Raw genomic sequence first — 24,086 nt, 5'->3', positions numbered from 1 at the left:
GGGGAACGGGGAACAGGAAGCAAAGCGACCTGCAGCTGGGCGAAACGAAATATTTGAAAGAAGCCGGGAACCATCCGACGGGGATCATATCAACTGGAGAACCGCACGTTCCCCGTTCCCTGCTTCCAGAAAACAAAAGCCCCGCCAGGGCGGGGCCTTCGTTTGGACGTGGCGGAGGCTTAAGCCTTGACCACGTTGACGTACCTGCGGTTGTTCTCGCCGCGGACTTTGAACTCGACCTTGCCATCGACCAGTGCGAACAAGGTGTGGTCACGACCGAGGCCCACGCCGGTGCCGGCATGGAACTGGGTGCCGCGCTGACGCACGATGATGTTGCCGGCTTCGATGGCCTGGCCACCGTACACCTTCACGCCGAGGTACTTGGGGTTCGAATCGCGACCGTTGCGGGATGAACCTACGCCTTTTTTATGTGCCATGACTGTTTACTCCGGCTATATCAGGCGTTGATGCCCGTGATCTCGACTTCGGTGAAATGCTGACGATGTCCCTGCTGCTTCTTGTGGTGCTTGCGGCGGCGGAACTTGATGATGCGGACCTTGTCGGCGCGGCCATGCTTGCGCACGGTGGCGCTCACGGTGGCACCGGCCACGGTCGGGGCACCGACGGTGATGGTTTCACCGGCGCCGACCAGCAGCACCTGGTCGAACTTCACGCTGGCGCCTTCTTCGGCGTTGAGCAACTCCACGCGCAGGACGTCGCCCTGCTGGACGCGGTACTGCTTGCCGCCGGTCTTGATGACTGCATAACTCATGTTTGAGCCCTTCTGTCGTTATTCTCTTGGGTTCGCAGCGCATCTATCGGGCGCAGCGAACTGAGGATTTTAGCGACAAAGGGACTTACTGGTCAACAACTGACCAGCATGAGCCTGGACTCCGCCGTTGTAGGTTGGGTTAGCGGAGCGTAACCCAACAAAGCCAGCAAAAACGTTGGGTTACGCTGCGCTAACCCAACCTACTACTAAGGGCGTCCCACGCTTACTGCCCTGAGCCGGCACCTGGCGCGGGGGATGGCTGGGCGGACCCGCCGTCGGAACTGGTCGCCGGGCAGCGGCCCTGGGCGTCCAGTTTGCCCTGCTTTTGCAGCTCCGAGAACATGTCCGAAGTGCGCTGGCGCCCCCATTGCTGGCCGGCCTGGGCGGCCTCGGCCATGGTCGCCGGCATTTGGGCCACCAGTTTCTGGCCCAGCGTCGACTTATAGAACTTGATCAGGCCGTCCACCTCGTCCGCGGTGAAATGATGCTGGTAGGCCGGGATCATGGCCGTCTCGAGCTGGGCCACGCCGTTCTTGTCGATATAGGTCTGCCAATAGCTGGCCGGCACGCAAGGGAGCTGCTGGCTCATCATCGCGGCCATCTGATTGTTCATGACGGTGAACTGGCCGGGCACGTCCATCACCTGCATCAACTGGCGCACCTGCGCCTCGCTGGGTTGGGCCGCCATCGCGGGAACCCCCGCCAACGCCAGACAAACACCCAGACCCAGAACCCATTTGCCAGCCGACATGTCGCACTCTCCATTGAAATGGAAATCGGGAAACAGCGGCCGAGCATAGGGGCCCGTCCGCGCGCTGCCTAGGGTCTGTTAGCAAAGGTGCGGGCAGGCCTCAGTGAGGGTCTAAACGTTTCTGCTGACAGAACGTTGTCAGCATGCTCATCCCGCCTGATCACAGTCCGGGCGGACCGACTTGCTATATTGACCGATTCCCCAATATCGACGCGTCATGGACACCATACGCATTCGCGGCGCCCGCACGCACAATCTCAAGAACATCGACCTTGACCTGCCCCGCGACCGGCTGATCGTGATCACCGGCCTGTCAGGCTCGGGCAAGTCCTCGTTGGCCTTCGACACCATTTACGCCGAGGGCCAGCGGCGCTACGTGGAATCGCTGTCTGCTTATGCGCGGCAATTCCTGTCGATGATGGAGAAGCCGGACGTGGACCACATCGAGGGTCTGTCGCCGGCCATCTCGATCGAGCAGAAGTCCACCTCGCACAACCCGCGCTCCACCGTGGGCACCATTACCGAGGTCTACGACTATCTGCGCCTGCTGTTTGCGCGCGTCGGCACCCCGCGCTGCCCCGATCACGGCATTCCGCTGGAAGCGCAGACGGTCAGCCAGATGGTGGACAGCACGCTGGCGCTGGATCCGGAAAAGCGCTTCATGCTGCTGGCACCGGTGATCCGCGAACGCAAGGGCGAGCACGTGCAGGTGTTTGAGCAGTTGCGCGCACAGGGTTTCGTGCGCGCACGTGTGGACGGCGCCGTCTACGACCTGGATGCGGTACCGCCGCTGACGCTGCGCCAGAAGCACACCATCGAAGCGGTGATCGACCGCTTCCGTCCGCGCGACGACATCAAGCAGCGCCTGGCCGAATCGTTCGAAACGGCGTTGCGGCTGGGCGACGGCTTGGTGATCGTGGTCGACATGGATGACCCCAAGGCGAGCGAGCAGTTGTTCTCTTCGCGCTACTCCTGCCCGGTCTGCGATTACTCGCTGCCGGAACTGGAGCCGCGCCTGTTCTCGTTCAACTCGCCGGTGGGCGCCTGCCCCAAGTGCGATGGTCTGGGCGTGACCCAGGTGTTTTCTGCCGACCGAGTAGTCGGCCATCCGGAGCTTTCGCTGGCAGGCGGCGCGGTGCGCGGCTGGGACCGGCGCAACGCCCATTATTTCCAGCTGATCCTGTCGCTGGCCAATCACTACGGCTTCGACGTCGATACGCCGTGGCAAAAATTGTCGAACAAGGTGCAGCAGGCCGTGCTCTACGGCAGCGGCAACGAAGCGATTGCGTTCCGCTATCTCACCGAACGCGGCGGCAAAGTGACGCGCGAGCACACCTTCGAGGGCATCCTGCCCAACCTCGAGCGCCGCTACAAAGAAACCGAATCGCCGGCCGTGCGCGAAGAGCTGGCCAAGTACATCAGCGACCATCCCTGCCCCGACTGCGGCGGCCAACGCCTCAACCGCTCCGCCCGCAACGTGTTCGTGGCCGACCAGCCGCTGCCTTTGCTCACCGCACGCTCGATCGACGACGCTCTGGACTTCTTCGACACGCTCAAGCTCACCGGCTGGCGCGGCGAAATCGCGGTGAAGATCGTCAAGGAAATTCGCGAGCGCCTGAGCTTCCTCAACGACGTGGGCCTTAACTACCTCACGCTCGATCGCCAGGCCGATACGCTGTCGGGCGGAGAAGCCCAGCGCATCCGCCTCGCCTCGCAGATCGGCGCGGGCCTGGTCGGCGTGATGTATGTGCTGGACGAGCCCTCGATCGGCCTGCACCAGCGCGACAACGAGCGCCTGCTCGGCACGCTCACGCGACTGCGCGATCTGGGCAATACGGTGATCGTGGTCGAACACGATGAAGACGCCATCCGCGCCGCCGATCACGTGCTGGACATCGGCCCCGGCGCCGGTGTGCACGGCGGCGAAGTGGTGGCGCAAGGCACGCTGAAAGACATCCTCGCCTCGCCGCGCTCGGTCACCGGCCAATACCTCTCCGGCAAGCGCGAGATCAAGGTTCCCACGGAGCGCCGCGAGCAGCTCGACAAGGATTCGTGGCTGTATTTGAAAGGCGCCAGCGGCAACAACCTCAAGCACGTCGACCTCGCTGTCCCTGCCGGTTTGTTCACCTGCGTAACGGGTGTATCGGGTTCGGGCAAATCCACGCTGATCAACGACACGTTGTTCGCGCTGGCCGCGGCGGAATTGAACGGTTCCAGCGTGCAGCCTGCAGCGCACAAATCGGTGGAAGGCCTGGAGCTGTTCGACAAGGTAGTCGACATCGACCAGTCGCCGATCGGGCGCACGCCGCGCTCCAACCCCGCCACCTATACCGGCCTGTTCACGCCGCTGCGCGAACTGTTCGCGCAGGTGCCGGAAGCGCGCTCGCGCGGTTATACCGCCGGCCGTTTCAGTTTCAACGTGCGCGGCGGCCGCTGCGAAGCCTGCGAAGGCGACGGCATGATCAAGGTGGAGATGCACTTCCTGCCGGACGTGTATGTGCCCTGCGACGTCTGCCACGGCAAGCGCTACAACCGCGAGACGCTGGAAATCCTGTATAAGGGCCACACCATCGCCGACGTGCTCGACATGACGGTGGAAGACGCCGCCAAGCTGTTCGAAAACGTGCCGGTGATCGCGCGCAAGCTCGATACCCTGCGCGCCGTGGGCCTGGACTACATCAAGCTCGGCCAGAGCGCCACCACGCTGTCCGGCGGCGAAGCACAGCGCGTGAAGCTGTCCAAGGAACTGTCCAAGCGTGAAACCGGCCGCACGCTCTACATCCTCGACGAGCCCACCACCGGCCTGCACTTCCACGATATCGAGCAGTTGCTCGACGTGCTGCATCAGCTGGTCGACCAGGGCAACACCGTGGTGGTGATCGAACACAACCTGGATGTGATCAAGACCGCCGATTGGATCGTCGACCTCGGGCCGGAAGGCGGTTCGGGCGGCGGCCGGATCCTCGTCACAGGCACGCCCGAAACGGTCGCGGCAACACCCGGCTCGCATACCGGACGCTTCCTCGCCTCGCACCTGAAACCTGCCAAGACCGTACGCCCCAAGGCCGAAAGCGGTAACGGCAAGACCAAACAAAAACGCAAAGTAGCCTCATGACCACGGTTTCCAACGATTCCAACGCAACGGCAACGCCGCTGCACACCGCTTCGATCAGCGTGCGCTGGCGCGACCTGGACGCGTTCAATCACGTCAACAATTCCAGCTACCTCACCTTCCTCGAAGAGTCGCGCCTGCAATGGCTGCAGCATCTTGGCGGCAACTGGATGGACGAGCACTGCGTGCCGGTGATGGCCGCCAGCCAGATCAACTACCGCCTGCCGATCGAGTGGCCGGCGCAGCTGAGCGTGGAGCTGTATTGCTCGCGCATGGGCAACAGCTCCATGACGATCGGCCATCGCATCGTGGATGCGGCGGATGCCGGCAAGCTCTATTGCGACGGGCACGTGGTGATGGTGTGGATGGATCCGGCCACCGGTAAAGCCGCCGCCTTGCCGCAAGCCGTTCGTGAAGCCGCGGCAACGGCCTGATTAAACGGGCGTCGCGTGCACACGCGACACCCGTGCGCGCTCGTTATGATGGGGTGGAATCCCTGCCGATGGAGCGCACCATGACGATTCAGCACCGCACCGCCCTGGCTCTCGCCTGCGCGGTATTTTGCAGCGCATCGCTGGCCCAGGCCGCCGACAACGCGACCATTACGCTGTATCGCAGCGACAGCGCCAGCCTTTACGCAAGCAACGGCGACGAAGACGCCGTCAATGACGGATACGCCGTGGTGCGCGAACGGCGCGACGTGAATCTGCAGTCCGGCGTACACGACGTGGTGCTGGGCGACTTGCCCAACAACCTGGATGCCGAAGCGCTGGCGCTGGGTTTCCCCGGCAGCGATGCCAAGGTCATTTCGCAACGCCTGTTGCTCGGCCAGGGGGCGAACGCAGCACTGACCAACCTGACCGGCAGCAACATCAACGTGCTCGGCACCAATGGGCAATCGCTGGCGAGCGGCACCCTGCTGCGCGCCGGAAACGACGGCCTGATCGTAAGCAATGCTGGTGGCGGCACCACCTTGGTACGCAACTATGCGGCGGTAAACACGCAAAGCGGACAGTTCCCCGCGGGTTCCAGCCTGCGTCTGCGGGTGGATGCCACGCGTTCCGGAAATGCCGCCGCGGTGCTCAGCTATCCCACCTCCGGCATCGGCTGGCGAGCCGCTTACGTCGCCACCTTGCAGCCGGGCAGCAGCTGCAGCATGCAGTTCGAATCGCGCGCCAGCATCGCCAACCGCAGCGGCCGCGACTGGCACGATGCCAAGCTCACGCTCATCGCCGGCGAACCGAACTTTGCCAAACCGAGCGGCCCGCGCCCGATGATGATGAGAGCCATGGCCGCAAAGGCTCCGGTAGCGATGGAGGCCAGCATGCCCGAGCAGGTACAGATGGACGAATACCGCAGCTACGTATTGCCCGCCCCCGTGGATCTTCCCGACGGCAGCATCAGCCAGGTACCGCTGTACGCCACGCGCAGCGTGAGCTGCGAGCGCACGGCGCTTTACGAAAACGGCGGCAACTGGCTTCCGCCGCGCCCGATGATCGGCGATGACTACGCCTCCGGCAACAACGAAATCACCAGCACGCTGCGCCTGACCGCCTTCGACAGCCTGCCGGCCGGCTACCTGCGCGTGCTCGCTGCCGATCGCAACGGCGTGCCGCAATTCATCGGCGAAGGTCGCATCAACGACACGCCCAAGGGCACTGATGCAACGATCACCCTGGGCAGCGCCTTCGACCTGCGTGGCGAACGCGAACGCACCAGCTTTCACGTCGACAAGGCCGGCCGCACCATGGACGAAGCTTTCCGCATCACGCTGACCAATGCCGGTAGCGACGCACGCACCGTCACCGTGCGCGAACATCCCAATCGCTGGCGGACCTGGGCGCTGACTTCCTCCAGTACCAAGCCGAGCAAACAGAGCACCGATACGCTGGATTTCAAGGTTGACGTTCCTGCCAACGGCAAGGCCGTACTCGACTATGCCGTGCACTACACCTGGACGGCCGGCGACGAGCCGCAATCCTGATCGCGCGCAGACACCGTCACGGATCTTCGCCGCCGTGACGGTTTGTGAAATGATGCACGACTACGCTTTCGGAGTACGACCATGCTGAACCTCGTCAAGCACGACGCCGTCACTGAAATCCAGCTGGCGCGCCCGCCGGTCAACGCACTCAATATCGACTTGCTGCGCGCCATCCAGGGCGCGCTCGCCGACGCCGTGCGCGACAACAGCCGGGGCATCGTGCTGTCCGGCTTGCAAGGCCTGTTTTCCGCCGGCGTGGACGTGCCTGCTCTACTTACCCTGGATCGTGCCGGCGTACGCGAATTCTGGCGCGAATTCTTCGCCACCTGCGCTGCGCTGGCGCATGCTCCTGTGCCGGTGGCAGCCGCCATCACGGGACACAGCCCGGCTGGCGGCGCAGTGCTTTCCCTGTTCTGCGATTACCGCGTAATGGCGCAGGGGCCTTATCGCATCGGCCTCAACGAAGTGCAGGTCGGCCTGGTGGCCCCCGACTGCATCCAGATGGTGTTGCGCCGTGTCGTAGGTGCATACCGTGCCGAGCGTTTGCTGGTATCCGGCGCGCTGGTCGACGCCGAGCAGGCGCTGGCCTGCGGCTTCGTCGACGAACTGGTGGCGGTGGACCAAGTCACCACGCGCGCCTTGCACTGGTTGAACGAAACGCTGGCACTGCCGTCACACGCCATGCTCGCTACGCGCCGGATCGCCCGCGCCGACCTGACCAGCACGTACGCCGATATCGACAGCTTGCCGATCGACACGTTTGTCGATGCGTTCTTCCATCCGGAGACGCAGAAGACCTTGCAGGAATTGGTAGCTCGCCTGAAGAGCAAAGCGAAATAACTTCGCATCGCAAAGTATCGGTGTACCGATGCTTTGCCCAGCTTTATTCGCGGCCGGTTGCGACCGGTCGCGACGAGTCGCTCACCCAACCACTCCACGACGGCGCGTAGAGTCGCGATCCGGTCAGCCCCGCATGCTCCATGGCAAGCAGGTTGTGGCAGGCCGTTACGCCTGAGCCGCACATGTGTACGACCTGGTCCGGAGCGTGCTGACCGATCACCGCCAGAAACTCCTGCCGCAACACGTTTGCCGGCTTGAACCGGCCATCCGGCTCGAGATTTTCCGCAAAAGGACGATTGGCCGCGCCAGGCACGTGGCCGGCGGCGCGATCGAGCGGTTCCACTTCGCCGAGGTAGCGCGGCGTGGCGCGCGCATCGAGCAGCAAATCCTGAGTGAGCGCTCCCGCAACCGCGTGGTCGAGCATGACCTGGGCTGCGTCGTAGTGCAGCGAGACCTGCGTCGGTGCGCGCTGCGGAACATCCGTCGAAACCGGCTGGCCGCTCGCCTTCCACGCGGCATAACCGCCGTCGAGTACGGCTGCGTGTTTTACGCCGCACAAGCGCAAGAGCCACCAGAGCCGCGCCGCGGCCAGCGCGCCGTTGCCGGCGTCGTAGCACACCACTTGCAAGCCAGGTTGCCAGCCCCAGCGGCCCAGCGTTGCAGAAAAAGCCTGCTCGGATGGCAAGGGATGACGCCCAAGTCCAAGGGGAATGCGACTGAGATCGGAAAGATCGTGATCAAGGCTGGCGAACACCGCGCCCGGAATGTGTTCGGCGAGGTAATCGCGTTCGCCCTTGCCCGCATCGAACTGGTCGTAGCGACAGTCGACGATCAGCACTTCGGACGATGGCAACGCGGCCAGTTCGGCTACGGAAACGAGCGTGTTTTTCATGCCTGCTCCATCCTCTGCAACAAATTTTGCAGCATCGCGGCGGTCGCACCCCAGATGCGATGGCCGTCGTGCTGGAATTCCACCATCTCGCGACGATGCCCACGGTATTCCGTCTGGTAACGCCGAGTGTTGCCCGGTTCGAGAAAGAACGTCAGCGGCACCTCGAACACTTCCGCCACTTCATCGGGTGCCGGATGAAAGCGTGCTTCGTCGGCAATCTGCGCCACCACCGGCGTAATACAGAAGCCGCTGACGGTTTCAAAGCAATCCAGATAACCCAGCGGCGTAACCAGGGTGCGATCCAGGCCGATCTCTTCCTCGCTCTCACGCAGGGCCGTGGTCAAGGCATCGCCGTCCGCCGGATCCATGCGGCCACCCGGAAATGCCACCTGCCCGGCATGGGAACTCAGGTGATCGGTGCGCACGGTAAACACCACGCGCGGATGCGCCTCGCCGCGCAAACCGATCAGCACGGACGCAGGACTGCGCGGCGTGTCGCCGAGCAGTTCTTTCATCGAAGCGTGATTCCAACCCGGGGCCGTAGGCGGTTGCGATAGCGGGCGCAGCGCACGCAACAGCGCATCCATCACGTCGACTCGCGGGCTGGCAGCACCACGTTCAAGTAATGATTGCGCTCGGTGTCGGTCATGGCGCGCCAACGTGCGATTTCATCGCCGGTGCGGTAGCAGCCAAGGCAATACCCATGCGGATCGAGCCGGCAAATGCCGACGCAAGGGCTCAGGATGGCTTGTAGGGGGACGGGGGAATCAGTGGTCATGCGCCGGCGATGTTAACACGCGGACCGGGAAGCACGGCTCCGTCAGGGCCCCGCCGCCTGCGGATTGGGCGGCTTGATGTCGAGCAACTCGATATCGAAGACCAGTGCCTGGTTCGGGCCGATGCGTGGCAGCATCCCTCCCTCGCCATAGGCCAGGGCCGGCGGGATCACCACTTTCCAGCGATCGCCGACGTGCATGCGGGGAATCACGTATTGCCAACCGCGGATGACCTTGTCCACCGTAAAGCTGACCGGTGCGCCATGCGCCCAGGTGCTGTCGAACTCGGTGCCATCGATGAGCATGCCGCGATAGTTCACCGTGACCAGGCTGTCGATACCGGGCGAGTTGGTGCCGTCGCCCTTCTTGATCACCGAGTATTGAATCCCGGACGGCAGTTGCACCACGCCCGGCAGGGACGCGTTGTGCGAAAGGAATTCGGCGCTCTTGTGCGCATTCTCGGTGGCGATGCGATGGTATTCGGCCAATGCCTCCTCGCGCATGAGCGCGTCCAGGGCAAGCATTTGCTGATACATCTCTTCTTTCGGAACCGCCGGCGGACGCTTGGCGTAGGCGTCTTCGATGGCTTTTTGCAACACGGCCAGGTCGATCGGGAAATCGCCCTCGGAGAACTTCGTGCCGATGCGATAGCCAAGCGCATAGGAAAGCTTGTGCTTGTCGATCTTGGTCGCCGCTGCCGGCTTCACATTGGGCGCAGCCGGCAGTTGCTGCGCCTGCACTGAGCACGCGGCAAGCAGCAACAAACCTGGAACCAGCCAACGCACGTGTGCCATTCGATTCTCCATGGCGGCAAGCATAGGGCCAAAGACGCCATCCTAAGGGGTTCAGCCGATTGTTGCAGCTACGCGGGCGTTCGTTGCAACCGTATGAACTTGTCTAAGAAAGCTGCGGGGCGATAAAGGTTCCCGCCGGCGAAAACCGGGCTTTAGGAACCGCGTGGCTCATGCGAAGCACGGGGGCTCGATCTAGAATCCCCCTTTTCACGTTCAATACGGAGTGCCCCGTGGCTTACCGCAACCTCGAGATCAGCAACCGCGACGCCGTGCGCACGATCGTCGTCAATCGTCCGGACAAGCTCAACGCCTTGAATCGCGAGACCTTGAACGAGCTGACCCTGGCCTTTACCCAGGCCGCCCAGGACGATTCCGTGCGCGCCGTGGTGTTGACCGGGGCGGGCGAGAAAGCCTTCGTGGCTGGCGCAGACATCAGCGAAATGAACGGCTATACGCCGGTACAGGCGCAAAGTTTTTCGCGCACCGGGCAGCGCCTGATGAGCACCATCGAACGCCTGGGCAAGCCGGTGGTGGCCAGGATCCAGGGGTTCGCGCTGGGCGGCGGCATGGAGCTCGCCATGGCCTGCCACCTGCGCATTGCCAGCGAGAAGGCCAAGTTCGGCCAGCCGGAAATCAACCTCGGCCTGATCCCCGGCTTCGGCGGCACTCAGCGCCTGTTACGGCTGGCCGGCCGCAGCGCAGCACTGGAACTGTGCCTGACCGGCGCCACGATCACCGCGCAACGGGCTTACGAACTGGGCGTGGTCAATCGCCTGGTTGCGCCTGACGCCCTGGACGAGGCCGTGAACGCGCTCGCCGATCAGCTTGCCGCCGCCGCGCCGCTGGCCGCCGCCGGGATTCTGGACACCGTATTGCTGGGTGGCGAGACTTCGATCGACCAGGGGCTGGAATTCGAAACCCAGGCGTTCGCGCTGGCCTTTGCGACCGAAGACATGCGGGAAGGCACCACGGCCTTTCTGGAAAAGCGCAAGGCGACGTTCAAGGGCCGCTGAGCTACCGCATCAGGTCTCCTCCCCTGCTTTGCAGGGGAGGAGTGGCTCGATGAACAGTCAGTGATGCGAGCCTTGGTATTTCTTCTCGCCGGCCGTGATGCGCAGATCCAACCGATTCTCCGGCGGCGCCAAAGGACAGGTGGCAAAGGACGTGAATGCGCAAGGCGGGTTGTAGGCCTTGTTGAAATCCAGCACCACTTTTCCGTTCTGTGGCAGCGCGGCATACAGGAAACGCGCCGCACCGTAGGTTTCGTGGCCGGAGGTACGGTCGGCGAGCACGAAGAACAACTCCCCGCCCGGTTCTTCCTGATACGGCAACAACTCGTAGGTGTGGCCATCGCGGGTAAACACCGCCTTGCCGGGCACCTTCACCGTATCGATGGTGCCGATCACCGAACCCATTTGCAGGTCGTGCGGCGGATCGAACGGCACCCAGTCAGCCACGATGCGCCAGGACGGGTCGATCGGGAAATAGTCGATGCCCTGGAAATGCTGGCGCGCGACGGCAGTCGAATCCTTCACGCGCAGAGCCTTTCGCCCATCGCGGTCGATCACGAAAAAGCTCGCCGTACCGAACGCCACCGTGGTCGGCGATGCACCTTCCGCCACGTGCACGTCATCGATCAGCGCAGCCTCGTGAACGGCCTTGCCATCCACGCTGGCATCACTGCCCTGGGCGAGCTTGATGTGCACCTGCCCTGCCCCGTCAAGCGTGACCACGCCAAGATGTGCAGGCCCTGCTTGCAGCACCACGTCGTTGTCGGAAGCGCTGCCGACCTTGTTGGCACCTTCCTGCAACCATTCCAGTCCGATGAGGCTCAGCCAGCCATCCGGCGCAGTCAGCTTCGCAACGCGCTGAGTGCGCCACTGCTCGATGCTTTGCTGGTAGCCATCCGGCGTAACGGCGGGGTTGGGGGTTTGGGCATGCACGAGAGCCACTCCACTACTTAGGATTGTTCCGATCAGGACATTACGCCACACGTGGGCTCTCCGCTCAATCCAAGAAGGTCCAGTATGGACGTCCATTTGCGGAGGGAACAACCAGCACCTAACGACCGCGGAGAAAAAGCTTATCCAGTTCGGTCATGCCCAGCTGGACCCAGGTCGGGCGACCGTGATTGCACTGACCCGAGCGCTCGGTCGCTTCCATCTCGCGCAACAAGGCATTCATCTCCGGCACGCTGAGCCGCCGGCCGGCACGCACCGAACCGTGGCAGGCCATGGTGGAAAGCAATTCGTTTTCCAGCTCCTGCAATTGGCGCGAGCTGCCGTGCTGTGCCAGCTCCGACAGCACGTTGCGGGTGAGCTCGCCGACGTCGGCGCCTTCGAGCAAGGCAGGAATGCGGCGCACCACCACGGCCGAGGGACCGCTGCGCGAAAGCTCCAGGCCCCAATCGGCCAGCGCGTCGCCGTGTTCTTCCGCAGCAGCGGCTTCTTTGGCGCTTACCGCCACCGACAACGGCACCAGCAGAATCTGCGAGCGAAGATTGCTGCAAGCGCGGCCGGACTTGAGCTTTTCGTAAGTAATGCGCTCGTGTGCCGCATGCATGTCGACCAGCACCAGGCCGTGCGCATTCTCGGCCAGGATATAAATCGTCTTCAGTTGCGCAATGGCATAGCCCAGCGGCGGTGCCTCGCCGTCGTTGGCCGGCGGCATGGGCTGCGGTGCCTGCGTGGAGTCCATCGACGCTTCGCCAAGCAGCGCCGCATAGTCGGCCAAGGGTTCTTCGCGCACGCCCAGTTGCAGACGGCTTTGTGCGAATCCCGCACCCTGCCAGCCAGTGTGGGATCGGCTTGCCAGTTGCATGGCCGGCGCCGGTGTCGACGCAACGGATGCACCATCCCACGCCGTGCTTTCCGGCTGAACGGTTTGTCCGGCGCGCGTTTCCGCCAGCGCTTCATGCAAGGTGCGGAACAGGAAATCGTGCACCAGCCGCTGTTCTCGAAAGCGCACTTCGCTTTTGGCCGGGTGCACGTTGACATCCACGCCGACCGGATCCAGCTCCAGATACAACACGAAGGTCGGATGGCGGCCGTGGAACAACACGTCGGCATAAGCCTGCCTTACCGCATGAGCCACCACGCGATCGCGCACCAGGCGCCCATTGACGTAGAAATATTGCGAATCGGCCTGCGCCCGCGAGGCCGTCGGCAATCCCACCCAGCCGGACAGGCGCATGCCGGCCGCGGCGTGATCGATACGCAAGCTCTGCTGCGGAAATTCCGCGCCCAGCACTTCTGCCACGCGCATCAACATTGCATTCTCGTCGCGTGCTGCCTTCCACACGCGCACCGATTTGCCATTGTGGCTCAAGCGAAACTCGGCTCCGCTGCGCGCCAGCGCGAGCGATTTGAGCAGGTCGTCGATGTGGGCGAACTCGGTGCGCTCGGCGCGGAGAAACTTGCGTCGCGCCGGCACGTTGTAGAACAGGTCGCGCACTTCTACGCTGGTCCCCTGCGGATGCTGCGCAGGACGTGCCGCCTGCATGCGCCCGCTGTCCACTTCGATCCGAAAAGCCTGGTCTTCGCCGCGCAGACGAGATGTCATGGCGAAACGCGCCACCGAGGACATCGACGCCAGCGCCTCGCCTCGAAATCCCATGCTGGCAACGTGCTCGAGATCGTCGAAGCTGCCGATCTTGCTGGTGGCATGCGAAGTGACCGCCAGCGGCAGGTCGTCGGCAGCAATGCCGTCGCCATCGTCGCGCACGCGAATCAGCCGCGCGCCACCGAGTTCGATGTCGACTTCGATGCGCGTGGCGCCGGCATCGAGGCTGTTTTCCACCAGCTCCTTGACGACCGATGACGGCCGCTCGATCACCTCGCCCGCGGCGATCTGGTTGATGAGGTCGGAAGGAAGGGGTTTGATCCGTGGCATGGGCGCAAGCTTAACAGCCGCGCCACGGCTCAACTATCCGGAATTTCCAGCATGGTGCCGACGCGCACGCTATTGCTGCTGATGCCGTTGACACTCTTGAGCGAACTGATGCTCACGCCGTATTGCTTGGCAATGCTGCGCAAGGTTTCGCCATTGGCCACGCGGTGCATGTCGCGCACGTCGGCGTCGGCTGGCGCAGCGGCGCTGGCGAGTTTGTCGGAGGACTTGCTCGCGCTCGCCACTTCGCCGGCATTGCCCTGCAGCACGCCATTGCGCCGTGCAGCTTCTGCCGCAAACCAGGTGCCCGGCGGCGGGTTGGAGGTGAAATAGCCTTTCACGCCATCCATGATGGCCGTGGCGAGCTGCTGCTGATGCCCGGAATCGCGCAGTTTGCGCTCCTCCATCGGATTGCTGATGAAGGCGGTCTCGACCAGGATCGAAGGCACATCCGGCGAGCGCAACACCACGAAGTTAGCGTGCTCGACATAGCCGCGATGGGTCGGGCCCAGGGCGGACAGGGCGCTCAATACCTTCTGCGCCACCGTTTCGCTGGCCTGCACCGCCCAACCCTGCTGCATGTCCAGCAGCACGGAAGCGAGACTGTCGTTTTCCGCCGCCAGTGAGACGCCGCCGATCAGGTCGGAGCTGTTTTCGCGATCGGCCAGCATCTGCGCCGCCACCGAGCTCTTGCCGCGCGGAGACAACACCCACACCGAAGATCCGCGCGCGTCGCTGCTGGTGAACGAGTCGGCGTGAATGGCCACGAACAGGTCGGCCTGGTTCTGCCGGGCAATTTCGTAGCGCTGCTTGAGCGGGATGAAGTAATCGCCGTCGCGGGTGAGGATCGCCTTCATGCCCGGCTGGCGATTGATCTGGGCAGCGAGATCGCGCGCGACTGCCAACGTCACGTCTTTCTCCAAGGTGCCATCCGGACCGTGCGCGCCCTGATCCTTGCCGCCGTGCCCGGCGTCGACCGCCACCACGACCTGCCGCTGGCTGTTCAACAGTACGGCTGCCTGGCGCGTGGTGACGCCCTTGCGACTGGTAAGTTTGCTGCTGGCATTGACCACGACCGGAGCCGGCGACGTATCGTCGGCCACGTCTTCGCTGGAAGCTGCCGGCGCCGGCTGGTGCGGGGTCACCGCTGCACGGGAGGTAGCCGCCGGCTTGTCGACGGTCGCCACCTTGGCCGGTACGGATGCGCTGGCCGTGCCCGGGTAAAGATCCAGCACCAGGCGATATCCCGACTGACCGGAAGGTCCAAGCAGGAAGCTCTTGGGCTGGCTGCCCGAAGCCACCGAAGCGGCAAGGCGCAACGAATCGCCCTGATTGCTACTGTCCAGGCTCTTGAACAGGCCCTGGGCCGATGGCGCCAGGCGGCCTGCGACGCGGCTGTCGCCGAGCTCCAGCACCACCTGGTCGCCTTGCTGACTGAGCTTGTACTTGGCCGGCGCTGAAAGGTCGAAAACGACGCGGGTGTAGTCCGGGCCGGCCCAGACACGGGCGTCTTTGACGTCGGCAGCATGCGCAATGGCGGGTACCGCGGTCAGGATCGCGGTGGCAGTCAGGCAGATAGCGCGAGTAAGGATTCCCCTCATAGCGCGGCATTGAAGCGCAGCGCTTTCCTGAATGCAAGAGGTTTTCCTTTAAATATCCATAACCTGCAGCCCATTTGTCAGATGGACTCAAGCTATCGACCCTAAGCCACGTATTTCGCAGGCAAGCCGGGCCTCTGCCGCCCGTTCAGTTTTCCCAGGCGGAACACATACTTAGCGCTTGCTCAAGCGATCAAGGCGAGCCTTTGCAGCAAACGCTCGCCCCTTCCCGAATGCGGAATCAGACGCGCATGCCGGCCCAAGCCGCTATAGCTCAACTGCAATTCGAGATCGGCTGCAGGAAGCGCCCCACGCCCTCGCTCGGGCCACTCCACCAACACCACGGCATCGGGATCGGACAAGGCATCCAGTCCCAGCCATTCAAGCTCGCCCGGATCGGCAATGCGATACAGATCCAGGTGCCAGGCAGGTCGGTGCCTGCCCTGATAGCCCTCGACCAGGCTGTAGGTCGGGCTCTTGATGCGCTCGCCCACGCCCAGCGCGGTGAGCAAGGCGCGCGCAAAACTGGTTTTGCCCGCGCCCAATTCGCCGTGCAGATACACCACCAGTCCGCCATCCAGCATTCCGGCAAGCCGGATGCCCGCGGCGCGGGTGGCATCCTCGTCGGCCAGTTCCCAGTGCAGCTCAGTCACGTTCGATCCCATTGGAAAGTGCACGCAGGGGTTCAAGCAGATCGCTGGCGAGCAGGCCTCGCTCGCCGTTGCGTGCCGCGATGTCGCCAGCCCGCGCATGCAAGCCTACCCCCATGCGCGCCGCGTCCCAGGCCGAGCACCCCTGCGCCAGCAATGCGGCGATCACGCCGGTAAGCAGATCGCCCATGCCGCCACTGGCCATGCCGGGATTGCCCCAGATACAGACGTCCAGACGTCCATTCGGATCGGCAATCAGGCTGCCCGCTCCTTTCAGCACCACGACCGCGCCATAGCGTTGTGCCAAGGCACGCGCGGATGCGAAACGATCCCATTGCACATCGGCGATCGTCTTGCCAAGCAACCGTGCCGCTTCGCCGGGATGCGGCGTCAGCACGGCCGGCGCAGCGAATCGACGCGGTTCGCGTGCGAGCAGGTTGAGCCCATCCGCATCGAGCACCAGCGGTTTGCCGCTGTCCAGCGCAGTCAGCCACAAGGCATGTCCCCACGCGCCCTGCCCCAGCCCCGGCCCGACGGCAAGAACGTCGGCGCGATCCAGCAGCGCTTGCAATTCCTGTGGTCCATGCACGCCGTGCGCCATCAGCTCCGGGCGTGCTGCGTTCAAGGCCATGAGATTTTCAATCCGCGTGGCCACGCTGACCAGGCCGGCGCCGCCACGCAATGCCGCCTCTCCGCACAAGCGAATGGCACCGGCCGTGCCATGGTCCCCGCCGATCGCCAATACGTGCCCGGCATCGCCTTTGTGCGCATCGCGCTCGCGCGGAGGAAGACACGAAGGTTCGAGCAAGCTCGCATCGGCGTGCACGTTTTGCCACAGCACGTCCGGCAAGCCGAGCGTGTCGAGCTGCAAAACGCCTACCTTGCTCGCTGCCTGTCCGGTGTGCGCACCGCGCTTGGCCGCGATGAAACTGACCGTGAGCGCGGCACGAATCGCCACGCCGGGGCAATGTCCGGTATCGGCATTCAATCCGGATGGAACATCGAGCGCCAGTACGGGTGTCGCCGATGCGTTGATACATTCGATCAAGTCGGCAATGGCGGCTTCCGGCGCACGATTCAGGCCCGTGCCGTAAAGGGCATCCACGTATGTGTCGGCCCGCGGCAACGTGGTGTCCGGTTGCCAGCGCCGAGTCGACGCGCCATGTCGTTGCCACGCATCTCTTGCGCGAGCAGCGTCGCCGTGCGGCTCGTCGCTCAGCTCGACCACCTCCACCATCATGCCCGCGTCGTGCGCGAGGCTGGCGAGCAGATAGCCGTCGCCACCGTTATTGCCGGGGCCGCAAAACACGGCAATGTGCCGTGCCTGGGGCCAATGGCGGCAAAGGTGGGCGAAGGCGGCCGCAGCGGCGCGGCTCATCAATTCGAAACCGGTCATGCCGAGTTCGTCGATGGCGCGCCGGTCGAGGGCGCGCACCTGTTCGACGGTATAGAGATGGCGATGATGCTTGGCAGCGTGCATCGGCCGATTATAGGCAGCCATTACACTAGGCGCATGTCCACGCCACGCCCGTCCACCGACGCCCCCGATTACGCCGCGCTGGCCAGCGAGATCAAGCGCTGGGCCAAGGAACTCGGCTTTGCCGAGGCCGGCATCAGCGGCGTGTCGCTGGCACAGGACGAGCAGCACCTGCAGAGCTGGCTGGATGACGGTTACCACGGCGAGATGGATTACATGGCGCGCCACGGCACGCGCCGCAGCCGCCCGGACGAGCTCGAGCCCGGCACCCAGCGCGTGATCTCCGTGCGCATGGACTACATGCCGCCCGGCACGTCGTTCGCCTGGGATGTGATCAACGATGCCGAGGCCGGCTACGTCGCGCGCTACGCACTGGGCCGCGACTACCACAAGCTGATGCGCAACCGCCTGCAAAAACTGGCCGAGCGCATCCGCGGCGCGATCGGCGATTTCGGCTACCGTGCCTACGTGGATTCGGCTCCCGTGCTGGAAAAAGCGCTGGCGCGCAATGCAGGGCTGGGCTGGATCGGCAAGCACACGGTGCTGATCAACCGCCAGGCCGGTTCCTACTTTTTTCTCGGCGAGCTGTATACGAATTTGCCGTTGCCCGTCGATGCACCGGCAGGCGCGCACTGCGGCACGTGCCGCAAGTGCATCGACATCTGCCCGACCCAGGCCATCGTGGCGCCGTATCGGCTCGATGCGCGCCGCTGCATTTCCTATCTCACCATCGAATTGAAAGGTTCGATTCCCGAAGAGCTGCGCACGCCGATGGGCAACCGCATCTTCGGTTGCGACGACTGTCAGCTGATCTGCCCCTGGAACAAATTCGCGCAGGACGCGACGGAGCCGGATTTCGCGCCAAGACATCGCCTGGATGGCGCCAAATTGGTAGAGCTGTTCGCCTGGAGCGAAGAGGAATTCCTGCGCCGCACCGAAGGCATGGCGATTCGCCGCACCGGCTATGAAGGCTGGCTGCGCAACATTGCGGTGGCGCTTGGCAACGCGCCATCGTCGCCTGACGTCCATGCTGCATTGCTGACGCGCGCGCAGCACCCTTCGGCCATCGTGCGCGAACACGTGGCTTGGGCGCTGGCGAAACACGATGCGCTCTCCCGGTCGGGAGAGCGCGACTGATCAGGCCGCCGCCATCTGCTTGGGAATCGAGCGATTCGTGTGGCTGATGCGGTTGTCTTTGTCGACGTAGACGAGCGTGGGCTGGAACTGCTCCAGCTCCGCTTCGTTCAGATGCACGAACGAGGCGATGATCACCAGGTCGCCCGGCTGTGCACGGTGCGCGGCGCTGCCGTTCACCGAGATGATGCCCGAGCCTTCCTCGGCACGCAGCGCGTAGGTCACGAAGCGCTTGCCGTTGTTGATGTTCCAGGCGTGGATCTGTTCGTACTCGCGAATGCCCGACGCGTCGAGCAGCAAGCCATCGATGGCGATCGAGCCTTCATAGTGCAGCTCCGCGTGGGTCACGGTGGCACGGTGGATCTTCGCCTTGAGCATGTTCAGTTGCATGACTTCACCCAGCAGGAACGGCCTGCGTAGTCGGAATATTATCGAGCCGCCGGCGTTGCGCCGCAACATCGGCCGGCGCCCCGTAGATGGGGGCCGGCCCAGGCGGTTCAATCCCCCGCTCAGTCGAACGACAGGTTGTCGATCAGCCGGGTGGTGCCCAGCCGGGCGGCGATCAGTGCCACCAGGCCTTCGGTTTCGCCCTCGGCGGGCTCGGAGAGGTCGTCGGCGCGACGAATCGCGGTGTAGTCGGGCAGGAAGCCCGCACGCTCCAGCTTGGACGCCGCGGCCTGCTCCACCACCTTGCGGGCATGCCCCTTGGCGATCAGGTCGCGCATTTGCTGCAGGGTCTGGTAGATCTGCACCGCCTCGGCGCGCTCCTGCGGCGACAGGTACTGGTTGCGGGAGCTGAGCGCCAGGCCGTCGTCCGCACGCTGGGTGGGCGCCCCCATCACCTTCACCGGCAGGGAAAGGTCGCGCACCATGCGCTCGATCACTTTCAGCTGCTGGAAGTCCTTTTGCCCAAAGATTGCGATATCCGGCTGCACTAGGTTGAAGAGCTTGCAGACTACCGTCGCCACGCCATCGAAATGGCCGGGCCGATGGGCTCCCTCCAGGGTGTCGGTGATCTCCGGAACGCGCAGGCTCACGCTGCCGGCCGCGCCGAAGGGATACAGGGTCGCCACGTCAGGAGCGAACAGCAGGTCGCAGCCCGATTCGGCCAGCCCGGCCTGGTCCTGCGCCAGGGTGCGCGGGTAGCGCTCGAAATCCTCGTTCGGGCCGAACTGCGTGGGGTTGACGAACACGCTGGCCACGACGCGGTCCGTGCGCGCCCGTGCCAGTTTGACCAGCGAGTGATGGCCTGCATGCAGGTTACCCATGGTCGGCACGAAGCCGACCGTGTGCCCTTGCGAGCGCCAGCCACGAACCGTGGCGCGCAAGCCTGCTGCGTCTTGCACCGTTTGCATGATGTTGTGGCCCTTCTTGAACTTGTACTAGTTGTAACTGTGTTCGGCTGAAGGGAAGGCACCATTGCGCACATCGGCCACAAAGGCGCCGATCGCCTCGGCCACCGAAGCGCGGCCGGCAAGGAAATCCTTGCTGAACTTGGGCCGCTTGCCGGGCGTGATGCCGAGCATGTCGTAAATCACCAGCACCTGGCCGTCGCACTGCGGGCCGGCGCCAATGCCGATCACCGGGATGTCCAACGCCTTGGTCACGCGCTCGCCGAGCGCCGAGGGCACGCCCTCCAGCACCAGCAGGCTGGCGCCCGCCTGCTGTACGGCCAGCGCCTCGCTGAGCACGCGTTCGGCATCGTCCTGCGCCCGGCCCTGCACCTTGTAGCCGCCGAACTTGTGTACCGATTGAGGCGTCAGGCCGAGGTGTGCACATACGGGTATCACGCGCTCGGTCAGCGCATGAATGGCCTCGAGAATGTGCGGAGCCGCCCCTTCGATCTTGACCATCGCCGCACCGGCCTCGCCCACCAGGCGGGCGCCGGCTTCCAGCGCAAAATCAACACTGCGATCGGCCATGAATGGCATATCGGCAGCCAGCAGGGTGGCCGACAGGCCGCGCGACACCATGGTCACGTGATAGACCATCTGCTCCAGCGTCACCGGCAGCGTGCTGCGCTGCCCCTGCACCACCATGCCCAACGAATCGCCCACCAGGGCAATATCGACGCCGGCATGCTCGACCTGCGCGGCAAAACTGGTGTCGTAAGCCGTGAGCATCACGATCTTGCGTCCTTCCGCCTTCATCGCGTGCAGGCTCGGTACGGTGACCGGCTTGCGAGCGGGCGCGCTGCTGTTTTCCACGTACACGGCCGTTCCCTTCAATGTTGCGGTGAACAATTATCCGGTGCCGGATGGCCATCGCTCAAGCAATGACTTCACAGCCCCGTGTATCAACGGCGCGCAGCAGGTCGGCGACCCTTCCCTGCCGGGGAATCTCCAGCTCCGGCGCCAGCTCGTTCAGCGGCAGCAAGACAAACGCGCGCTGGGCAATGTGCGGGTGCGGCAACGTCAGGCGTTCGTCGTCGACCGCCTCGCCGGCGACATGCAGCAGATCCAGGTCCAGCGTGCGCGGCCCCCAGCGCTCGCCTTGGCGCTCGCGGCCCGCAGCGCGTTCGATGCCGAGCAAGGCATCGAGCAGCTCGTGCGGCGGCAGCGAGGTTTCCAGCGCAACGACGGCGTTGAGGAAATCCGGCTGATCGTGCACGCCCCACGGCGGCGTGCGGTAGAGATGCGAGCGCAGCAGCAGCTCCGTGCTCGGCAATTCTGCCAAAGCCGTCATGGCGTCGAGCAGGTGCCGCCGCGAATCGCCAAGATTGCTTCCCAGCGCAACATAGGCGCGCATCAACTTGCCCCGGATTTGCCTGCGGCCGGCTTGCGCCGGCGCTTGCGTTTGCGCGGCGCGGTGGCACGGACCGGGTCAGGCCCGGCATCGCCACCGGCATGATGCAAAGGCAAGGCAGCGGCCAGCGTCTCATGCGGAAGCTGCTGGGCATGTGCCCACCATTGCCCCAGTTCGCCCATCGCCGGCGATTCGGCACTGCGCAACAACAGAAAATCGAACGCGGCGCGGAAGCGCGGGTGCGCCAGCAGACGAAAAACCTTCTTGCGCTGGATCTGCTCGAAGCGCGGCTGGAGCGACCAGATCTCTTCCATGGTGATGGTAAAGCGACGTGGAATCGCCACGCGCTGGCACTGTTCTGCCACCACGTGTGCGGCCGCGCGCGACCAGGATTCATTGCCGTCCTTGCCGCGCGCCGTCCAGCTATGCGCCAAGTCGCGCACTTCGCCCCACAACAGCACGGCGAACAGGAAGGCCGGTGTTACCGACTTGCCCTCGGACACGCGCGCATCGGTGTTTTCCAGCCCACGCTCGATCAACACGCGCAATGCCTCGTCGCCGCGCTTGAGCGCGCGCGCCGTAGCCGGGAACAGGAACTTCAGCAGGCCGCATTGCTCGAGCATGCGGAAACTCTTCAGCCCATGCCCGGTAAGAAACATCTTCAGCGACTCGTCGAACAAGCGCGCCGGCGCCACGCTGCTCAGCAGCGGACCCAATTCCGCGAACGGTGCGGAGGCTTCCGGATCGATGCGGAAGTCGAGCTTGGCGGCAAGCCGTGCCGCGCGCAGCATGCGCACGGGATCTTCGTGGTAACGGGTGGCCGGATCGCCGATCAACCGCAGCACGCGATCATTCAGATCCTGGATGCCGCCGACATAATCGCGCACCGAGAAATCGCTGATGTCGTAGTACATCGCGTTGACGCGAAAATCGCGGCGCAGCGCGTCTTCCTCGATGGTGCCCCAGACGTTGTCGCGGACGATGCGCCCGTCCACGATGTGGCGGTCGCCCTCGCCCTGCTCCTCGCTGGTGCCGCGGAAGGTGGCCACCTCAATGATTTCGTTGCCATAGACCACGTGGGCAAGACGAAACCGGCGGCCGATCAGGCGGCAGTTGCGGAACAGTTTTTTGACTTCGTCGGGCGTCGCGCTGGTCGCCACGTCGAAGTCCTTGGGGTGCCCGCCCAGCAGCAGGTCGCGCACGGCGCCACCCACCAGATAGGCGTTATAGCCGGCCTCATTCAGGCGATAGAGCACGCGCAAGGCCGCCTTGCTGATGTTCTTGCGGGAGATCGTGTGCTGCTCGCGCGGAATGAGGTGCAGCGCTTGCGGGTTCCTGGCTTTGGGATTCAAGCGATCGAAATCCTTGCGGGTATCCAACTTCCGGAGGCTAAGCCGAACGCGTCAGGCTTGCCGAGCAATCATTGCATCGGGCCGTAAGCGCGGTTCTGCGGGCGTTTCCCCAGTCTTGGGGCCGGCGCCCGCGGGCGTTGCCGGATGAGACAATTCAGATATACTACCGCGCCTCGCAACAATACGCTCCCATCGTCTAGTGGCCTAGGACACCGCCCTCTCAAGGCGGGAACACGAGTTCGAACCTCGTTGGGAGCGCCACCCTCCTTGTATGATCGTTTTTTCGATCCCCAGAGGCATACGGCAGCATGACCTTCGTCGTCACCGACAACTGCATCAAATGCAAATACACCGACTGCGTTGAAGTCTGTCCCGTCGACGCTTTCCACGAAGGCCCCAACTTCCTGGCAATCGATCCCGATGAATGCATCGACTGCACGCTGTGCGAGCCCGAATGCCCCGCCAATGCGATCTTCCCGGAAGACGACGTGCCGGCCGGCCAGGAGCATTTCACCGCGTTGAACAAGGATCTGGCCAAGGCCTGGCCGGTCATCGTCACGCGCAAGGAAGCCCTGCCCGATGCCAAGGAATGGGACGGCAAACCGGACAAGTTCAAACTGCTGGAGCGCTGAACAGGCTTCAACGGATGCAAAAAAGCCGCCCCAAAGGGCGGCTTTTTTCATGTTGTCGCGGACTGAGCCAATGGCTCAGCCCTTGCCGCCCAGGCGCGACTTCAGGCTGTCGACGACCTTCGCCACCGCAGCGGCTTCGCCCTGCGCGCGCACTTCGCTGGAACCCTGGCCGCTGCTGTTGACCGCCACCACCACCGAACGCGGTGCCACGGCAGGACCATTGGAGCTGCTGCCCTTGCCGAACATGCGACCGAAGAAACCGGTTTTTTCTGTCGGCTGATCGGAAGCCATCACGCTGAGGGTGTAGGTGTGTGCAGCATCGTCGTGGCTCTGCAGCGTCCCGATGTCGCCATTGGCCAAGGCCTCGCCGACACGGCGATAGGTTTCGTCCACGTTGTTGGCCAGGATGAAGCCGTCGGTGATCGTGCCCGGGGTGTTGCCCACGCGGGCGGTGGCGCCGTTGGGCGACGGCTGGTTGCTACCGGCCGGCGGAATTACCAGGGCGGCCGTGGCCGAAGGCGTATCCAGGCCCGGGGGAATTTCCAGCGGCGATTCCTGCTTGGCGTTCTGCCACGCCCGTTCGGAACGGAACATACCGCAGCCCGAAAGCAGCAGGCCAGTGAGAGCCAAGGCCGGCAGGGCAACGGCGAGAGACGTTTTCTTCATGTGAGTGAGATTCCGTGATGTTC

The 24,086-nt window shown here is 64.0% G+C and carries 23 protein-coding genes, 1 tRNA gene and 1 pseudogene; 8 read left to right on the top strand and 17 right to left on the bottom strand.

Annotated features, from left to right (window positions below):
• Positions 1-179: 179 nt before the first annotated feature.
• From rpmA to ISS99_RS14570, 3 genes are all read right to left on the bottom strand, one after another.
• Positions 180-437: a 50S ribosomal protein L27 gene (gene rpmA / locus ISS99_RS14580; protein ID WP_204632317.1), complete on the bottom strand. Its 258-nt coding sequence runs from the start codon at positions 435-437 to the stop codon at positions 180-182.
• A gap of 20 nt (positions 438-457) precedes the next feature.
• Positions 458-772, bottom strand: a complete 315-nt coding sequence (rplU, locus tag ISS99_RS14575; RefSeq protein ID WP_204632316.1) for a 50S ribosomal protein L21 — start codon at positions 770-772, stop codon at positions 458-460.
• Between the two features lie 223 nt (positions 773-995).
• Positions 996-1,523, bottom strand: a complete 528-nt coding sequence (locus tag ISS99_RS14570; RefSeq protein ID WP_204632315.1) for a DUF2059 domain-containing protein — start codon at positions 1,521-1,523, stop codon at positions 996-998.
• A 217-nt stretch (positions 1,524-1,740) separates the two neighbouring features.
• Here ISS99_RS14570 and uvrA point away from each other — a divergent pair, with 217 nt between their 5' ends.
• From uvrA to ISS99_RS14550, 4 genes are all read left to right on the top strand, one after another.
• Positions 1,741-4,638 (top strand): excinuclease ABC subunit UvrA, encoded by a 2,898-nt coding sequence (uvrA, locus tag ISS99_RS14565; RefSeq protein WP_204632314.1) that lies wholly within the window; start codon positions 1,741-1,743, stop codon positions 4,636-4,638.
• Positions 4,635-5,069: an acyl-CoA thioesterase gene (locus ISS99_RS14560; RefSeq protein WP_204632313.1), complete on the top strand. Its 435-nt coding sequence runs from the start codon at positions 4,635-4,637 to the stop codon at positions 5,067-5,069. Before uvrA ends, ISS99_RS14560 begins: the two co-directional genes overlap by 4 nt.
• 80 nt (positions 5,070-5,149) lie before the next feature.
• Positions 5,150-6,619, top strand: coding sequence for a DUF4139 domain-containing protein (locus tag ISS99_RS14555; protein WP_204632312.1), 1,470 nt, complete (start codon positions 5,150-5,152; stop codon positions 6,617-6,619).
• Between the two features lie 81 nt (positions 6,620-6,700).
• Positions 6,701-7,459, top strand: coding sequence for an enoyl-CoA hydratase/isomerase family protein (locus ISS99_RS14550; RefSeq protein WP_204632311.1), 759 nt, complete (start codon positions 6,701-6,703; stop codon positions 7,457-7,459).
• Positions 7,460-7,502: 43 nt separating this feature from the next.
• Here the strand turns inward: ISS99_RS14550 and ISS99_RS14545 are convergent, their stop codons facing one another.
• The 3 genes and pseudogenes from ISS99_RS14545 to bamJ form a co-directional block, all read right to left on the bottom strand.
• Complete coding sequence (locus ISS99_RS14545; RefSeq protein WP_204632310.1) at positions 7,503-8,351, bottom strand: sulfurtransferase; 849 nt, start codon at positions 8,349-8,351, stop codon at positions 7,503-7,505.
• A pseudogene (locus tag ISS99_RS14540) lies at positions 8,348-9,129 on the bottom strand (CoA pyrophosphatase). The gene ISS99_RS14545 and the pseudogene ISS99_RS14540 overlap by 4 nt, the downstream one beginning before the upstream one ends.
• Positions 9,130-9,171: 42 nt before the next feature.
• The gene (bamJ, locus tag ISS99_RS14535; protein ID WP_239537940.1) at positions 9,172-9,921 is read right to left on the bottom strand and encodes a BamJ family beta-barrel-assembly machinery protein; all 750 of its coding nucleotides are present in this window, start codon (positions 9,919-9,921) and stop codon (positions 9,172-9,174) included.
• Between the two features lie 230 nt (positions 9,922-10,151).
• Here bamJ and ISS99_RS14530 point away from each other — a divergent pair, with 230 nt between their 5' ends.
• Positions 10,152-10,934 carry an enoyl-CoA hydratase/isomerase family protein gene (locus tag ISS99_RS14530; protein WP_204632308.1) on the top strand — a complete coding sequence of 261 codons (783 nt, stop codon included), beginning with the start codon at positions 10,152-10,154 and terminating at the stop codon, positions 10,932-10,934.
• A gap of 57 nt (positions 10,935-10,991) precedes the next feature.
• Here ISS99_RS14530 and ISS99_RS14525 read toward each other — a convergent pair whose 3' ends face one another.
• The 5 genes from ISS99_RS14525 to ISS99_RS14505 form a co-directional block, all read right to left on the bottom strand.
• Positions 10,992-11,960 carry a DUF1684 domain-containing protein gene (locus ISS99_RS14525; protein ID WP_204632307.1) on the bottom strand — a complete coding sequence of 323 codons (969 nt, stop codon included), beginning with the start codon at positions 11,958-11,960 and terminating at the stop codon, positions 10,992-10,994.
• Positions 11,961-11,982: 22 nt separating this feature from the next.
• Entirely contained in the window at positions 11,983-13,812 is a 1,830-nt protein-coding gene (gene mutL, locus ISS99_RS14520) for a DNA mismatch repair endonuclease MutL (protein ID WP_204632306.1), read from the bottom strand.
• Positions 13,813-13,841: 29 nt separating this feature from the next.
• Complete coding sequence (locus ISS99_RS14515; protein ID WP_204632305.1) at positions 13,842-15,410, bottom strand: N-acetylmuramoyl-L-alanine amidase; 1,569 nt, start codon at positions 15,408-15,410, stop codon at positions 13,842-13,844.
• A gap of 182 nt (positions 15,411-15,592) precedes the next feature.
• The gene (tsaE, locus tag ISS99_RS14510) at positions 15,593-16,060 is read right to left on the bottom strand and encodes a tRNA (adenosine(37)-N6)-threonylcarbamoyltransferase complex ATPase subunit type 1 TsaE (RefSeq protein ID WP_425490469.1); all 468 of its coding nucleotides are present in this window, start codon (positions 16,058-16,060) and stop codon (positions 15,593-15,595) included.
• Positions 16,053-17,537: an NAD(P)H-hydrate dehydratase gene (locus ISS99_RS14505; RefSeq protein WP_204632686.1), complete on the bottom strand. Its 1,485-nt coding sequence runs from the start codon at positions 17,535-17,537 to the stop codon at positions 16,053-16,055. The genes tsaE and ISS99_RS14505 overlap by 8 nt, the downstream gene beginning before the upstream one ends.
• 33 nt (positions 17,538-17,570) lie before the next feature.
• Between ISS99_RS14505 and queG the strand changes: the two genes are divergently transcribed.
• On the top strand, positions 17,571-18,671 hold the full coding sequence (queG, locus tag ISS99_RS14500; RefSeq protein ID WP_204632303.1) for a tRNA epoxyqueuosine(34) reductase QueG: 1,101 nt from the start codon (positions 17,571-17,573) through the stop codon (positions 18,669-18,671).
• On the opposite strand, the gene panD is transcribed toward queG, so the two are convergent.
• The 5 genes from panD to pcnB form a co-directional block, all read right to left on the bottom strand.
• Positions 18,672-19,058: an aspartate 1-decarboxylase gene (gene panD, locus ISS99_RS14495; protein WP_204632302.1), complete on the bottom strand. Its 387-nt coding sequence runs from the start codon at positions 19,056-19,058 to the stop codon at positions 18,672-18,674.
• 119 nt (positions 19,059-19,177) lie between these two features.
• Positions 19,178-20,026, bottom strand: a complete 849-nt coding sequence (panC, locus tag ISS99_RS14490; protein WP_204632685.1) for a pantoate--beta-alanine ligase — start codon at positions 20,024-20,026, stop codon at positions 19,178-19,180.
• Positions 20,027-20,050: 24 nt separating this feature from the next.
• Positions 20,051-20,881: a 3-methyl-2-oxobutanoate hydroxymethyltransferase gene (panB, locus tag ISS99_RS14485; protein WP_204632301.1), complete on the bottom strand. Its 831-nt coding sequence runs from the start codon at positions 20,879-20,881 to the stop codon at positions 20,051-20,053.
• A 55-nt stretch (positions 20,882-20,936) separates the two neighbouring features.
• Positions 20,937-21,419 carry a 2-amino-4-hydroxy-6-hydroxymethyldihydropteridine diphosphokinase gene (folK, locus tag ISS99_RS14480; RefSeq protein WP_204632300.1) on the bottom strand — a complete coding sequence of 161 codons (483 nt, stop codon included), beginning with the start codon at positions 21,417-21,419 and terminating at the stop codon, positions 20,937-20,939.
• Positions 21,416-22,765, bottom strand: coding sequence for a polynucleotide adenylyltransferase PcnB (gene pcnB, locus ISS99_RS14475; RefSeq protein ID WP_204632299.1), 1,350 nt, complete (start codon positions 22,763-22,765; stop codon positions 21,416-21,418). Before pcnB ends, folK begins: the two co-directional genes overlap by 4 nt.
• Positions 22,766-22,950: 185 nt before the next feature.
• Here pcnB and ISS99_RS14470 point away from each other — a divergent pair.
• Together ISS99_RS14470 and fdxA are read left to right on the top strand one after the other, a co-directional pair.
• Positions 22,951-23,026 (top strand) — tRNA-Glu (locus ISS99_RS14470).
• A 47-nt stretch (positions 23,027-23,073) separates the two neighbouring features.
• Positions 23,074-23,397, top strand: a complete 324-nt coding sequence (gene fdxA, locus ISS99_RS14465; RefSeq protein WP_204632298.1) for a ferredoxin FdxA — start codon at positions 23,074-23,076, stop codon at positions 23,395-23,397.
• A gap of 75 nt (positions 23,398-23,472) precedes the next feature.
• Here the strand turns inward: fdxA and ISS99_RS14460 are convergent, their stop codons facing one another.
• A complete protein-coding gene (locus ISS99_RS14460; RefSeq protein WP_204632297.1) occupies positions 23,473-24,063 on the bottom strand; it encodes a hypothetical protein in 591 nt (196 codons plus the stop codon).
• Positions 24,064-24,086 lie beyond the last annotated feature (23 nt).

The sequence above is a fragment of the Dyella mobilis genome, assembly GCF_016904945.1.
Classification (GTDB): domain Bacteria; phylum Pseudomonadota; class Gammaproteobacteria; order Xanthomonadales; family Rhodanobacteraceae; genus Dyella_B; species Dyella_B mobilis.
Note: the sequence above shows the minus strand (reverse complement) of the source record. Positions and strands in the feature narration are given on the sequence as shown.